This window comes from Niallia yueguangensis, from assembly GCF_052663115.1.
Genome location: NZ_JBQTCX010000001.1, coordinates 319,951 through 335,855 on the forward strand (window position 1 = coordinate 319,951; position 15,905 = coordinate 335,855).

At 35.4% G+C, this 15,905-nt stretch carries 11 protein-coding genes and 1 riboswitch; of the genes, 5 read left to right on the forward strand and 6 right to left on the reverse strand.

The window, feature by feature from the left end; translation table 11 throughout:
- Positions 1-53: 53 nt before the first annotated feature.
- Entirely contained in the window at positions 54-455 is a 402-nt protein-coding gene (locus ACTYA4_RS01530; protein WP_443479764.1) for a secondary thiamine-phosphate synthase enzyme YjbQ, read from the reverse strand.
- A gap of 230 nt (positions 456-685) precedes the next feature.
- Between ACTYA4_RS01530 and sda the strand changes: the two genes are divergently transcribed.
- Positions 686-817 carry a sporulation histidine kinase inhibitor Sda gene (gene sda / locus ACTYA4_RS01535; protein ID WP_443479765.1) on the forward strand — a complete coding sequence of 44 codons (132 nt, stop codon included), beginning with the start codon at positions 686-688 and terminating at the stop codon, positions 815-817.
- A gap of 479 nt (positions 818-1,296) precedes the next feature.
- On the opposite strand, the gene odhB is transcribed toward sda, so the two are convergent.
- The 5 genes from odhB to ACTYA4_RS01560 form a co-directional block, all read right to left on the reverse strand.
- Positions 1,297-2,541, reverse strand: coding sequence for a 2-oxoglutarate dehydrogenase complex dihydrolipoyllysine-residue succinyltransferase (gene odhB / locus ACTYA4_RS01540; RefSeq protein ID WP_443479766.1), 1,245 nt, complete (start codon positions 2,539-2,541; stop codon positions 1,297-1,299).
- A complete protein-coding gene (sucA, locus tag ACTYA4_RS01545; RefSeq protein ID WP_443479767.1) occupies positions 2,534-5,380 on the reverse strand; it encodes a 2-oxoglutarate dehydrogenase E1 component in 2,847 nt (948 codons plus the stop codon). The genes odhB and sucA overlap by 8 nt, the downstream gene beginning before the upstream one ends.
- Before the next feature lie 317 nt (positions 5,381-5,697).
- Positions 5,698-7,092, reverse strand: coding sequence for a HAMP domain-containing sensor histidine kinase (locus ACTYA4_RS01550; protein WP_445505414.1), 1,395 nt, complete (start codon positions 7,090-7,092; stop codon positions 5,698-5,700).
- Positions 7,089-7,766 carry a response regulator transcription factor gene (locus ACTYA4_RS01555; RefSeq protein WP_443479769.1) on the reverse strand — a complete coding sequence of 226 codons (678 nt, stop codon included), beginning with the start codon at positions 7,764-7,766 and terminating at the stop codon, positions 7,089-7,091. Before ACTYA4_RS01555 ends, ACTYA4_RS01550 begins: the two co-directional genes overlap by 4 nt.
- A 27-nt stretch (positions 7,767-7,793) precedes the next feature.
- Positions 7,794-7,922, reverse strand: coding sequence for a hypothetical protein (locus ACTYA4_RS01560; RefSeq protein ID WP_443479770.1), 129 nt, complete (start codon positions 7,920-7,922; stop codon positions 7,794-7,796).
- A 298-nt stretch (positions 7,923-8,220) separates the two neighbouring features.
- Here ACTYA4_RS01560 and ACTYA4_RS01565 point away from each other — a divergent pair, with 298 nt between their 5' ends.
- The 4 genes from ACTYA4_RS01565 to metH all read left to right on the forward strand — a co-directional run bounded on the left by ACTYA4_RS01565 (position 8,221) and on the right by metH (position 15,755).
- Positions 8,221-8,403, forward strand: a complete 183-nt coding sequence (locus tag ACTYA4_RS01565) for an H-type small acid-soluble spore protein (RefSeq protein WP_443479771.1) — start codon at positions 8,221-8,223, stop codon at positions 8,401-8,403.
- Between the two features lie 195 nt (positions 8,404-8,598).
- A riboswitch (SAM riboswitch) is annotated at positions 8,599-8,709 on the forward strand.
- Between the two features lie 216 nt (positions 8,710-8,925).
- Positions 8,926-10,032, forward strand: coding sequence for a methionine biosynthesis PLP-dependent protein (locus ACTYA4_RS01570; protein ID WP_443479772.1), 1,107 nt, complete (start codon positions 8,926-8,928; stop codon positions 10,030-10,032).
- A 424-nt stretch (positions 10,033-10,456) separates the two neighbouring features.
- Positions 10,457-12,322 (forward strand): bifunctional homocysteine S-methyltransferase/methylenetetrahydrofolate reductase, encoded by a 1,866-nt coding sequence (locus ACTYA4_RS01575; RefSeq protein WP_443479773.1) that lies wholly within the window; start codon positions 10,457-10,459, stop codon positions 12,320-12,322.
- A complete protein-coding gene (gene metH / locus ACTYA4_RS01580) occupies positions 12,297-15,755 on the forward strand; it encodes a methionine synthase (protein WP_443479774.1) in 3,459 nt (1,152 codons plus the stop codon). The genes ACTYA4_RS01575 and metH overlap by 26 nt, the downstream gene beginning before the upstream one ends.
- Positions 15,756-15,905 lie beyond the last annotated feature (150 nt).

Here is a 15,905-nt window from a genome sequence, read left to right on the forward strand (position 1 = left end):
TCTTAATGAACCGTATACAAACACATTTATCCACTTTTCCATATTAATCATCCTTAAGTTCGAATTAATTTTATATAATACTGACGGTTCCGCGGTCCGTCAAATTCACAAAAATAAATTCCTTGCCACGTTCCTAACAGCAATTTTCCATTTGAAATTAATATCGTCTGGGAAGCTCCCACCGTGCTTGCTTTCATATGTGCAGCTGTATTTCCTTCCAGATGACGATCTTTTTCCAACTCCCATGGAAAAATTTCATCAAAGCGACGAATCATATCTGAAACAACATCTGGATCAGCATGTTCATTTATGGTGATCCCGGCAGTTGTATGCGGACAATACACATAAGCAACTCCTTCTTTTACTTGATGCTTTATCACTGCCTTTTGTATTATTTCTGTTATTTCTATAAACATATCATGTTTTTTTGTATTAATTGTTTCTTTTGATAACATTACCTTTCTCCTTTCAATTTGATCATCCTAAATGTGAATGATAGTCGGTAGCCAATACTATAACTTTTCTTTCTTTTTCTTCTAATCCCTTTTTCTTAGCAAAGAAAATATGTTGTAACAAACTACCTATTTTTTTTTCCTATTGATATTTCACTTCTCATAGAGTGAAAAATAGGTTATGATTTAATTGTTAGAAAATTCAATCCATTTTATTTAAGGAGGAATGCTAAATGAAAATTATGAGTAATGAACAGTTAATCTTCTCTTATCGTGATGCATTAAAGGCCGGAAATGAAAAGGAATGGGTTTCTATACTTAAGGATGAAATTAAACGTCGTGGATTAAAACCTAATAAAGGCTAAATTTGTTGTCAAATATGGATGGATGGTGATGATAAACAGACTATTTTGATGATAACTGTTTTCCTTTCACCATCTTTTTCTTACACAACGGTTTTGCCGCAAACAAGTGCTGACTCCTAAAAGTCGATTTTTTCGAATTTTTTGGAGTCAGCTATTTTTGTATAAGAATAAAATTTTTGTGGTTTAATAACTGACCATATTCAGAGCTGTTCAAGGCGCTTCCGCTTTAGTTCAAAGATAAGAAAGTATAAAATTTTCAACTTAGACGAGTGTCTAGCTCCAGCGCCCTATCGACTTCAACGCTTCCCTCACCTCGTCTACGATAAGTCAACATCGACGCTTGCGCTCTTCGTGTTTCCTTTATCTCTGTAAGGTACACAATCTAAAACCGCCACGTCCTGTGGCAACGATTGTGTGATCCACATCCTGTGGAACTCACCTTTTTCCGTCGATGAGCAAGGGCGCTTGCGCTTTTCTTATTACGCCTCAAATAATAATGATTCTGGATCTTCTAATAATGCTTTTATTCTAGCTAAAAATGTTACTGCTTCTTTGCCATCAATAATACGATGATCATAGGATAACGCAACATACATCATTGGTCTATTTTCCATGTTTTTTTCATCAATGGCAACAGGGCGAAGTTGAATTTTATGCATACCCAGTATTCCAACTTGTGGTCCATTTAATATAGGAGTCGACAATAAGGAACCAAAAACGCCTCCATTTGTAATCGTAAACGTTCCTCCTTGAAGGTCACTTAACGATAATTTATTATTTCTTGCTTTGTTGGCAAAGTCCATTATATCCTGTTCAATTTCTGCAAAATTTTTACGGTCTGCGTCTCTTAAAACAGGAACCACTAAACCTTCGTCAGTTGAAACAGCAATGCCAATGTCATAATATTTTTTTAAAAGGATTTGATCTCCTTGTATTTCCGCATTTAATAAGGGCGCTTTTTTTAAGCAAGCAACGACCGCTTTTGTAAAAAAAGACATAAAGCCTAATTTCACATCATTTTCTTTTTGAAATTGATCTTTTCTACGATTTCTAAGTTGCATAATATTCGTCATATCCACTTCATTAAAAGTAGTAAGCATCGCTGTATTTTGCTGTACTTCTAAAAGTCTGTTCGCAATCGTTTGTCTTCTTCTCGTCATCCGAATTCGTTCCACTTTTTCCTCTTTTTCATCCTCTAGAACCATTGGGGCGCTATTTACTGCAGTATTAGAGTCAATGACAGGTTCTTTGACTTTCTTCGCTATTGGTTCATATTTTTCTACATCATGTACTCTAAGTCTCCCTAGTGGATCACTTGTAGGAACATTCGTTAAATCAATCCCTTTATTTCTAGCCATTTTTCGTGCAGCAGGAGAAGCTATCGGTTTATTTAATGATAAAGGAAGCGTTTCATTCTGCTTCACTTCTGGTTCTTGCACTTCATTTACGGAAGAGTCCTCCACTGTTGACATTTTTTCTTCCTGCAAAGCATCTTTTGATACGATGGCAATTGTTTCACCAACTAAAACCGTATCACCTTCCTTTGCTTTTAACTCTTGTAAGATACCGCTTTCCTCTGAAATAATTTCCACGTTCACTTTATCTGTTTCTAATTCAACAATATATTCCCCTTTTTCCACAAATTCGCCCGTTTTCTTTAACCATTGTGCTACCGTTCCTTCTGTAATTGATTCAGCTAGTTCTGGTACTTTAATTTCAGCCATTTAACATCCCCCTCAGTTCATTCCATGTTAATGCTTCTTCAATGATTCTTGCTTGTTCTTTACGATGCACATTTGGGTCCCCTTCTGCAGGACTAGATCTTCTCCGTCTGCCAAAATATTGCAGAGAAACAGAAGCAGGGACAATTTTTTTCAATCGAGGCTCCAGAAAACTCCATGCTCCCATATTTTTTGGCTCTTCCTGAACCCAAACCACTTCTTTCACTTGTGGAAAACGAGAAAAAATGTCTTTTAATTTATTCTCTGGAAATGGATAGATTTCCTCCACTCTTACTAGGTGGAATCGATGCATATTATGTTGCACTTTTAATGCTTGATGAAGATCGATCGCCATTTTACCAGTAGACAATATGATTCTTTTCACGTCGTTTACATTTTTAAATAGATTCTCTTCCTCCATTACAGACTGAAAACTTCCTTCACTTAGTTCCTTTCCATTTGATGCGACATCTGCATTTCTTAGCAAACTTTTTGGTGTCATCAGTACAAGTGGTCTGACTTCTTCCATATTTAAAATTGCAGCTTGGCGGCGTAAAATATGAAAATACTGAGCGGAAGAAGATAAATTTGCAACGGTCCAGTTATTTTCAGCAGCTAATGCTAAAAATCGCTCCAACCTGCCGCTGGAGTGTTCTGGTCCCTGCCCTTCGTAACCATGTGGAAGCAGCATTACCATTCCTGATTTTTGCCCCCATTTTGCTCTTCCCGCTGCAATAAATTGATCAAATATTACTTGAGCAGCATTGGAAAAATCTCCATATTGTGCCTCCCAAAGTACTAATGTTTCAGGAGCAAAAACATTATATCCGTATTCAAACCCTAACACTGATCCTTCAGAAAGCGGGCTGTTATGTACGGCAAATGATGCCTTTGCAGAGGATAAAGCATGTAACGGTGAAAAGGACATTCCTGTTACATGATCATGCAGCATAATATTTCTTTGGGCAAATGTACCTCTTTGTGAATCTTGTCCGGATAAACGAATCGGCGTGCCATCTTGCAAAATACTAGCAAATGCTAAAGTTTCCGCCAGCCCCCAGTCTATCTTGCCGTCTGCTTCTAAGGCATTTTCTCTTCTTTTAAGAATTTTTCCTAGCTTTTCAAAAATTTGAAACGAAGGCGGAAAATGAAGCAGCTCTTTGTTTATTTGTTTTAATCTTTCTAAAGGAACCGCTGTATGAATATCTGGAAGCAGTTTCTCCACCGAATTGGGTGGATTCTTAACTGTAGGTGCCTCTTTTTTCTTTGGCACTAATTCATAAGCTTTTTGTAATGTCGTGCGGACCTCTGTTTTTATTTCTTGCACTTCTTGTTCTGAAAAAACAGCTTCCTTCCTTAACTTCTGCTCATACAATTTTGTTACAGTTGGATGTTGTTGAATCAGTTTATACATTAACGGATTAGTAGTCATTGGCTCATCCATTTCATTATGGCCATATCTTCTGTAGCCAATTAAATCAATTAAAAAATCCTTTTTAAATGTTGCGCGATATTCACATGCTAAAAGTGCAGCCTTTATACAAGCTTCAGGATCATCAGCATTTACATGTATAACTGGAATTTCAAACCCTTTTGCTAAATCACTTGCATACCTTGTAGAACGGGAATCCATTGAATCAGTAGTAAAACCAATTGTATTATTAGCAATAATATGTATGGTTCCTCCCGTTCGATATCCTTTTAATCCTGTTAAATTTAATGTTTCCGATACAATTCCTTGTCCCGGAAATGCAGCATCTCCATGTATTAATATTGCCTGGGCAGAGTTAGAATCTTCGACCGGAAAACCAGCTTTACCCCGATCGTCTTGTGATGCTCTTGTAAAACCTTCCACTACAGAACCAACAAATTCTAAATGACTCGGATTATTGGCAAGTGATAAACGAACGGTTGATGTGCTGCTGTTTTTTAATTGCCGGTTTAACCCTAAATGATATTTAACATCTCCTGTCCATCCAAAACTGATTCCAACTGACCCTTCTGATGGTACTAATTGTTTATTTGGCGCATGCTGGAATTCAGAAAAAATCATTTCATACGGTTTTTCTAAAACATGTGCCAATACATTTAATCTGCCGCGATGAGCCATACCGATATTTATATTTTTTGCGCCATTCACCACAGATTGAGAAATAATTTCGTCTAGTATCGGCACCATTGTATCTAAACCTTCAATCGAAAAGCGTTTTTGTCCAACAAATGTTTTATGTAAAAAATGCTCAAATTCTTCTACTTCTATTAATCTTTTTAATAATTTTTTCTTCATAGAGAACCCATATTGTGATTGAAGACTGCCTGACTCTACTTTATTTTGCAGCCAGTTTTTTTCATGAAGGTCATTCACATGATAAAACTCGAATGCAATTGTGTTTGAATATACCTTTTTTAAATAATTGATTGCTTCATAACCATTTTTAATTGTTGGTGGTGCATCAGGACAAATGAATGATGCTGGTATATTTTCCAAATCTTCTTTTGATAAATGAACATGAGAATGCTCAAAAATGTCGTCTTCTCGTTTTTGATCTTTCAGCGGATAAATATCAGCTGCTAAATGGCCATATGCTCTTATTTTATTTACAAGTGTAACAGCCGCAATTACCTTTTCCATTTGAACAGTTTGATTAGAACTATTAAAAGAGGAAGAAGAGTCTTCTTTCCTTTCCAATGGAGGTCCCCAAAGATCAAAATGATGTCGTATATCATCTTCTACTGAATAAGGATCTTTTTCATACATTTCATATAATTCCATTGCAAGCCCAAGATTCGGCCCATAAAATTTTGGTTGACGTGAGCTTATTCCGTTAGTTGGCTTTCCCATGAAGAACCCCCTCCACCACAATTTAATTCATCGGTTATTACCTTATTTTCTAATTTACACTAAATTTGTACAAATTCAAAAAATAAACATTTAAAAATTTAATAAAAATTCTAGACTTTTGTTTAGAATGATTACTAATCATCATAGACTATCAGAATATTCACTTATTATACTACAGGATACATAGCAAAAAAATAAAAATCCTAGAATCGAATACGATTAACAAACATTGCAAACAAAATGTTTCCATTTCATGATTTATCGTATTTTTCATCAAAAAAAGACTGAGTGTATCAGCCTTGTAAAAAGTAGTTTATTCATTTATTCAGGAAAGTTACAATAACTTTTGTGCCTACTCCTTCTTGACTTTCAATAACAATTTCCCCTTCATAGTATTCCACTATTTTTCTGGCAATTGCAAGTCCTAAACCTGTCCCACCTTGTTCTCTACTTCTTGCTTTATCTACTCGATAAAATCGATCAAATACTTTCGGCAAATCTTGTTTTGGTATACCAATCCCGTTATCGGCTATCTTCAATACAAACTTTCTTCTCAGTTCCATTGTTTCAATCGTAATTTCCTTTTTTACGGGCGAATATTTAACCGCATTATCTAAAAGTATCGTAAGAATTTGTTGAAAATGTTGCTCTGTAACTCCATATAAATTAGTATACTGTATTTTTTCGATAAACTGAAAATCTTTATAAAGCATATGAAAATCTTTGACGGTATGGTGAATGATTTCTCCCACGTTTTCAGGCATAATCATACTTCCGCTCCGTGGATGATCAAGTTTTGATAAATTTAATAAGGAAAGCACTAGTTTTTTTAATTTCGCTATTTCTTCTACCGAAGCTTGCAGTGATTCTTCTAATATATCTGGATTTTTTTTCCCCCATCGATTTAGCATGGAAAGATGTCCTTCTAATATCGAGATCGGGGTGCGCAATTCATGTGAGGCATCTTCAATAAACTGTTTTTGCTGCTGAAAAGTATCATCAATTCGATCCATCATTTCATTAAATAAAGTGGAAAGCTCTGAAATTTCATCTTCTTGTGTATACACTGGGATTCTTTCTTTAAAACCGGCACTTTTAATTTTGTTCATCGTTTTTGTAATAATGCTTAATGGTTTTAATAATTGTAAAGATAGAATATAACCAATACCAGCACTTATAAGGATGGTTGTGAGTGCAAACAGCATCATTGCAAATGCTAAATGCTTCCTTACTAAATCATACGAATCCAACAACCGAATAATTTCTACTTTGCCGGAAAAGTCTTTCCCATTTAAAGATTGACTGTAAATCAATGATTGTTGTTTTCCGATTGTGAAATAACTGATTTTTTTATATCCAAGTAGTTGATTCGGTTCTATTATAGGAAAATCACCATTCATTTGAGATACTATCAAATTTCCTTTTTGATCAGTTACCCGTATTAGCTGATTTTTTGTATTTATTTTTTCCATAAATGGCACACTAGCTTGAATTTCTTCCTTTGCAAGAGATCCTGAACTAGAATGGAAGTTTTTTAATAACTCATTCATTGTTTGTTTCACAGAATTTTCTTCTTGTTTTAATAACCAAGAAGAAACCGTATGGTATTCAAAAAAAGTAAAAATGCTAAAGGTAAAAAAAATACTAGCGGATAACCATACTGTCAATTTCCACTTCCAAGATAAAAGGGATATTTTTTTTACGATGTTCATCTCATTACATATCCTATTCCACGAACGGTTTCAATATAAACTGCTTTACCGGTAGCATCAAGTTTGTTGCGTAAATAACGAACATATACATCGATTACGTTTGTTTCCACTTCTGATTCATATCCCCAAATTTTATTCAATAATACCTCCCGTGTCAGCACAATATTAATATTGTTCATAAACATGCTTAATAAGTCATATTCTCGTTTTGTAAGGGAAAGGATATGATCCCCTTTTTTCGCAATATGTGATTCCACTTCTATCGTGATATCTTTAAAGTTGAGGATCGTCATTTTTTGAGAAGACGGGTTGGCACCCACTCTCCGAAACAAAGCTCGTAAGCGTGCTAACAGCTCTTCTATTGCAAATGGCTTTACTAAATAATCATCTGCTCCGCTGTCTAGTCCTGAAACTTTATCAAGGACACTGTCTCTTGCTGTTATCATAAGGATTGGAGTATCTTTTACTTGCCTGATTCTCCGGCATACTTCTATTCCATTTAATTCTGGAAGCATTAAGTCTAATAAAATAATATCCCAATTTTCTGTCATTGCTTTATTTAATCCATTTCTGCCGTCTGAACAAACTGCGGCTTCGTATCCTTCATATGATAATTCTAATTCAATAAATCTTGCTAAGTTTTTTTCATCTTCAATAATCAAAATTCGTCTCATACTTCACTCTCACTGATTCGTATATTGTTACTTCATTTTTTTATGAAAACATAAATCCATTATAGCATGGGTAAATGCGATCATCTGATAGCTTAATAAAGAAACTGCCGTAATAGAGAAAAAACTAATCACAACATATCGTAAAATCATCAACAATTGGACCCTCTCCCTTCATTTGGCCGATATTCAGCAAATTTTCACTTCTCCCTTCCCCCAGATTTTTACTAAACCCTTCTTGTGATTCCGATTATCTCAATGGTAAATACCATTAACCTGTTACTGATGTTATTAATACTGTAAAAATAAATACAACTATGGTCTTTTTTCATTCTAAAACCTTATCGAGAAAAACAAATGAAAATAGTGTTAAAATTACATGAGAATATTTTTATAAAGGATAAAATCGAAATAAATGACACATTATAAATGATAGAATTCATTAGGAGGCAAAAACATGAACATAGGAAGAGCCATTGAGATTATGACCACTGGAGATATCATAAATGTTCGTTACCAGGGAGAAAGCGTGATTATTCAACATGTTGACGAAAACGCGAAAACAGCAAGAATCTATCCAAAAGCAAATCCGGATCAGGAGATGGAAGTGAATGTACAGCAATTATCAGAAGAACAATAACCACCATATAGTCAGTAAAAACGGACATAATACTATTTCATAACTCATAATTATCTCATAAGACATCATCATCATTTTCTAAACAACCTTATTATGTACAAATTTTCCCTTCTTTTAAAAAAAAGAGAATCATTAAAAAAATGGTTGCTATTCTTATCAAAGTATAGTAAATTTATAGAAAATTACATAGATAATTTCTTATCGAGAGAGGTTGAGGGAATGGCCCGAAGACACCTCAGCAACCTTCAGTCACACGAACTGAAAAGGTGCTAATTCCATCAAGTTAAAAAACTTGACAGATAAGGAGAATGACCTTATAAACTAACACAAGTCTTCTTCTTACTTTAGGAAGAAGACTTTTTTATGGAAAAAAACTTGTTGCTACTTCGGGTAATGAGTATCATTCACAGATACATATAAAACCTCGCCTCTTAAGAATAGAATTATAATTGTAATATTTAATAATATTGAAGATCAATTTCTGTAAAGAAAAACATCATTGATTATGAAGGAGTGTTTTACATGTATAAAGCAGAAACAAAGTTGGCGCAAATTGGTAACAGAAGTGATAATGCAACAGGAACGATAAATCCTCCTATATACTTATCAACTGCTTACCGTCATACTGGAATTGGTGAATCAACCGGTTATGATTATATCCGAACTGGAAATCCAACAAGGGAACTATTAGAAAATGTCATTGCTGATTTAGAAGAAGGAGATCGCGGATATGCATGCAGCTCCGGCATGGCTGCTATTCAAACCGTCCTTGCTCTGTTTCAAAGCGGAGATGAATGGATTCTTTCAAAAGACTTGTACGGTGGAACTTATCGTTTATTAGAACAAGGCTTTAAAAAATGGGGTCTTCGATGTTCGTACGTCAACACTTCAAATTCAGAAGAAATTCGTGTACAAATAAATGCTAATACGAAAGCTATTTTTATTGAGACTCCAACAAACCCACTGATGGAAGAAACAGATATTGCTGAAGTAGCTAAAATAGCGAAGGAAAATAACATATTATTGATTGTGGACAATACGTTCTATACACCAATTATTCAACAGCCTATTCTTTTAGGAGCGGATATTGTTATTCACAGTGCAACGAAGTATTTAGGTGGTCATAATGATGTACTTGCAGGACTTATTGTCGCTAAAGGAAAAGAATTATCTGATGAGCTTGCGATGCATCATAATGCTGCGGGTGGTGTATTAAGTCCATTTGATTCATGGCTGTTAATGCGCGGGATGAAAACATTGCCACTTAGAATGGCAAAACATGAAGAAAATGCACACGCACTTGTTTCCTATTTAAAAGAGCAGGAAAATGTCATTGATGTCCTTTATCCAGGCAGAGGCGGGATGATTTCTTTCCGTGTTATTGATGAAAAATTAGTAAATCCTTTTTTACAAAATTTACAATTAATTTCTTTTGCTGAAAGTTTAGGCGGCCCGGAAAGCTTTATCACTTATCCTGCTACCCAAACACATGCAGATATTCCAGAAGACATACGCATTGCAACAGGTGTTTGTAATAAACTATTGCGTTTTTCTGTCGGTATTGAAAATGTAGAAGATTTAATTAAAGATCTAGATAAAGCATTTACTTTAGCTAAAGTGGTTAAATAATAAATGATTATACATTTGAAATAAAACTGCTTCTTAATAATTATAATTTCGAATTCGGAAACAGATGTGGTAAATATGTCAATTCAACACGCCTCTATTTATCATCAGAAAGATATTGTTTCATTTGGCAATATGATTATAGTAGAAGTTTACACACTTCTAGAGAAGCAATAGAAGTAGTGAACGCACAATTAATAGATGAATACAAAGGCTTTGCTTTTGCATCTGGAATGGCAGTTATATCAACTGCCTTCCTTCTTCTTTCACAAGGAGATCATGTGGGTTATTATAGAGGGTGTGTACGGTCGTACGTATCGTATGGTTACTAGTGAATTAAACCGTTTTGCAATAAGCATGCCTTTGTAGACATGAATGAAAGAAAATAGGAGAATTACATTATATATAGATTTTGAGGTGTACAAAGATGTCCTTTCTTAAAAAGATGGAAAATGAAATATTAATAGCTGACGGAGCAATGGGTACACTTTTATACTCCTATGGAAAAGACAGTTGTTTAGAAGAATTGAACCTTTCTCACAGCGATAAAATAGAAGAAATTCACCGCGCTTATATAAACGCAGGTGCCAATTTAATCCAAACAAACACATATGCAGCTAATTATTTAAAACTGCAGCGATATGGATTAGAAGACTCTGTAAAAGAAATTAATAGTGCTGCTGTGCGTATAGCAAAAAAAGCAGCAAATAAAGACACCTCAATTCTTGGAACGATTGGTGGAAACCGAGGTATTAAACCACAAGCCATAACCTTGGAAGAAATAAAAAGAAGCTTTCGTGAACAGCTGTATTGCTTATTATTAGAAGGTGTTGACGGCATCCTTCTAGAAACATATTATGATCTAGAAGAATTACACACAGTACTTTCTATCGCCAAAAACGAAACAGATCTTCCGATTATTTCGCAAGTATCAGTTCATGAAATTGGCATCTTGCAAAATCAGCTTCCTGTTGCAGAAGCTTTTCGTCAATTAGAAGAATTAGGTTCTGACGTAGTTGGGTTAAATTGTCGACTTGGACCGCATCATATGATTGCATCATTACAAGATGTTCCTTTATTAAAACACGCCTATTTATCCGCGTATCCTAATGCGAGTTTACCAGCATACAATGATGGAAAATTCGAATACAAAGAGAATGCTGAATACTTCCAAAACTCAGCAATTGAATTTCGTAAACAAGGTGTCCGTTTATTGGGAGGCTGTTGTGGAACAACACCTGAACATATACATGCCTTTTCCAGTGCATTAAAAGGCACCCACCCTATTGTTGAAAAAACAATAAAAGAAAAGCATGTATTGAACCGTGTTGAAACTGTTCAGCCATTAAGAGAAACGAAACCGTTGGAACAAATTGTAACGGAAAGACCATCTGTTATTGTGGAGCTTGATCCACCAAGAAAATTAAATACAGATCGTTTCTTTGAAGGTGCTCAAAAACTAAAAGAGGTTGGAATTGATGCCCTTACATTAGCGGACAACAGCTTAGCATCACCAAGAATTTGCAATACCGCTCTCGGGTCACTAACGAAAAATAAAATTGGCATTCGTCCATTAGTGCATATTGCCTGCCGTGACCGTAATATGATTGGTCTTCAATCCCATTTAATGGGGCTTCACACATTAGGTTTGCATGATGTATTAGCCATTACAGGAGATCCAGCAAGAGTCGGCGATTTTCCAGGTGCATCGTCAGTTTATGATATGTCTTCCTTTGATTTAATTTCGATGATTAAACAATTAAACGAAGGTATGTCACTATCTGGAAAAGACTTAGGTGAAAAAACAAACTTTTCCGTAGCTGCTGCTTTTAACCCGAATGTTCGTCAAGTTGATAAAGCAGTTAAACGATTAGAAAAGAAAATAGAAGCTGGTGCGGATTATTTTATTACCCAGCCTGTTTATTCAGAAGAAAAAATTATCGAATTATATGAAGCTACTAAACATATTAATAAACCTATATATATTGGTTTAATGCCGTTAATCAGCAGCAACAATGCTGAATTCCTTCATAATGAAGTTCCAGGCATAAAAATATCTGATTCAATTCGAAACACGATGTTTGCGCATAAAGATAATCCAGTTCAAGCATGCAAAGAAGGTATAAAAATAACACAATCGTTAATAGATGTTGCAGCACAATACTTTAATGGCATTTATTTAATCACTCCTTTTTTACGTTATGAACTATCAGTTGAACTAGCAAAATACACACATGAAATCACTGCCCGTTTAAGGAGGACATCACATGAGAAAAGCAGCGTTAAAGGATGAACTAAAAAAGCGAATCCTGATTATGGACGGCGCAATGGGAACAATGTTGCAAAGAGAAGAATTAACTGCTGAGGATTTCGGCGGAGAAGATTTAGAGGGCTGTAATGAAAACCTAAACTATACTCGCCCAGATGTAATTTCAAAAATTCATGAAGAATATTTAGCTGCCGGAGCTGATATTATCGAAACGAATACGTTTGGTGCAACAAGTATCGTATTAGATGAATACAATTTAGCAGATACAGCTTACGAAAACAATGTCATAGCAGCAAAACTAGCGAAAGATGCAGTAGATAAATTTTCAACCGCTGAATGGCCAAGATATGTTGCCGGTGCTATGGGTCCAACAACGAAAACATTAAGCGTTACAGGTGGGACAACATTTGACGAACTCATCTCTTCATATGAAGAACAAACAAGAGGCTTAATTGACGGCGGCGTTGATTTACTTTTATTAGAGACAAGCCAAGATATGTTAAATGTAAAAGCAGGTTTTATTGGCATTCAACAAGCCTTTGCAAAAACAGGAAAAGAGCTTCCCTTAATGATATCAGGTACAATAGAACCTATGGGAACAACACTTGCTGGCCAGCCTATTGAAGCATTTTATATATCAGTTGAGCATATGAAACCTATTGCAATCGGCTTAAATTGTGCAACAGGACCTGAGTTTATGCAAGACCATATTCGTTCTTTATCTGAGCTTTCACAATTTGCTGTCAGCTGCTATCCTAATGCCGGTTTACCGGATGAAGAAGGACAATACCATGAAACCCCTCTTTCCCTTGCAGAAAAATTAGCAGGTTTTGCAAAGGAAGGATGGCTTAATATTGTTGGCGGCTGTTGTGGGACAACACCTGAACATATAAAAGCAATTGCAGATAAAATGCAAGAGCATGCACCTAGACAATCAGCATCTAAAAATGTTCATATGGTTTCCGGTATCGAACCATTTATTTATGATGACCCGACTCTTCGTCCGATCATGGTTGGAGAAAGAACAAATGTAATTGGTTCAAGAAAGTTTAAACGCCTAATAAGTGAAGGCAAATATGAGGAAGCGTCTGAAATTGCTCGTGCTCAAGTAAAGGGCGGCGCACATGTAATTGATATTTGTTTAGCGGACCCGGACAGAGATGAAATAAGCGACATGGAAGCTTTTATGCATGAAGTTGGCAAAAAAATAAAAGTTCCACTTGTAATCGATTCAACAGATGAAAACGTCATTGAAAAGGCTCTCTCCTATTCTCAAGGTAAAGCCATTATTAACAGTATTAACCTTGAAGATGGAGAAGAAAGATTTGAAGCCATATTACCTATCGTCCATAAGTATGGAGCAGCGGTCGTAGTCGGTACGATTGATGAAGTAGGAATGGGCGTAACAGCAGAAAAGAAAGTAGAAATTGCGAAACGATCGTATGAACTACTTACCAAAAAATACAAATTAAAAGGCAATGATATTATTTTCGACCCATTAGTATTTCCTGTTGGAACGGGAGATGAGCAGTATATTGGTTCTGCAAAAGCAACTGTTGACGGAATCAGGTTAATTAAAGAAGCTTGTCCTGATGTGCAAACAATACTAGGAATAAGCAATGTTTCCTTCGGCTTGCCCCCTGTCGGCAGAGAAGTGCTTAACAGTGTCTTTTTATATCATTGTACACAGGCTGGTTTGGATTATGCGATTGTTAATACAGAAAAACTCGAAAGATTCGCTTCCATTGACAAAGACGAAGTGTTGCTTGCTGAGAAATTATTATTTGATACAACAGATGAATCATTAGCAGAGTTTACTAACTTTTATCGTGGAAAGAAAAAAGAGCAAAAAAGTACTTTACCTGATATGACATTGGATGAAAGATTGGCATATTATGTAGTCGAAGGTACAAAAGAAGGTCTTGTAGAAGACTTAGATCAAGCGTTAATCAATTACAGTGCTCCTCTTGATATTATTAACGGTCCTTTAATGGACGGAATGAAAGAAGTTGGAAGATTATTTAATGATAACCAGCTGATTGTTGCCGAAGTTTTACAAAGTGCCGAAGTAATGAAAGCAGCTGTTTCTCATTTGGAACCACATATGGAAAAAAATGAAACAAGCTCTACTAAAGGAAAAATTATTTTGGCAACTGTTAAAGGGGACGTTCATGATATTGGAAAAAACTTGGTCGATATTATCTTAAGCAATAACGGCTACAAAGTAATTGATCTTGGAATCAAGGTCCCTCCTGCTGAACTTGTAGCAGCGATAAAAAAAGAACAGCCTGATATGGTTGGACTGTCCGGTTTATTGGTTAAATCTGCTCAACAAATGGTAATTACAGCATCTGATATGAAACAAGCTGGAATCGATATTCCGATTCTAGTTGGCGGTGCGGCATTATCAAGGAAGTTTACTGATACAAAAATTTCAAAAGAATATGAAGGACTTGTCCTTTATGCAAAAGATGCCATGAATGGTCTTTCTATTTGCAATCAGTTAACAGACCCAGAAGAGCTAATCCAGCTTAAAAAAGATCATGAGGAGAAACAAGAAAAGCTCCAAGCAAGCGAAACAAATGTTGCAGTAAAAACAGTGCAAAAACCAGTGAAGATAACAAAAACAATTAATCAAAACGTTCCTGTTTTTGTTCCGCAAGATACAAAAAGTCATATATTAACGAACTATTCTCTTCCACATATTAAACCATATGTGAATAAACAAATGTTGCTTGGCCATCATTTAGGTGTAAAAGGAAAAATTGACAGGCTTCTAGCGGAAAAAGATGAAAAAACAGTGAAAATAAATGAAACTGTTGAAAATCTGCTGCTGCAGGCCGAAGAAAATAATTGGATTAACCCCCAAGCTGTTTATCAATTTTTCCCTGCACAATCAGATGGAAATAAAGTACTCATCTATGATCCAGAAAACAAAAAAGATGTTATTCAATCTTTTGATTTTCCAAGACAGGAAAAAGCCCCTTTCCTATGCCTTGCTGATTATGTAAAATCAGTGGAAAGCGGTATAATGGATTATGTTGCATTTTTTGCGGTTACATCTGGAGACGGAATTAGAGCTGCTTCAGAAAGCTTAAAAGCAGAAGGTAAATTTTTAGAATCTCATGCTCTCCAAGCTTTGGCATTGGAAGTTGCAGAAGGATTTGCTGAATTAATTCATCGCCAAATCAGGGATAGATGGGGTTTCCCTGACCCAATTAATTTTACAATGAAAGATCGTTTTTCTGCAAAATATCAAGGACAACGTTATTCTTTTGGTTACCCTGCTTGTCCTGAATTAGACGATCAAAAAAAATTATTTGATTTGATTACCCCTTCAAATATTGGCATTAATTTGACAGAAGAATGTATGATGGAACCGGAAGCATCTGTATCTGCCATGGTATTTGCCCATCCAGATGCAAGATACTTTAATGTTCTAACAAGTTCAATATAATAAAAAAGGAAAAAATCCTATCGAAAAACTGATAGGATTTTTTCCTTTTTTTACAAGCTATGAAGAAGAAATTATTAAACTTAGACAAATAGCTAGTACAACAACTGTGCATTAGAAGCTAGACACTGACACAAATGCATCCAAGTTATC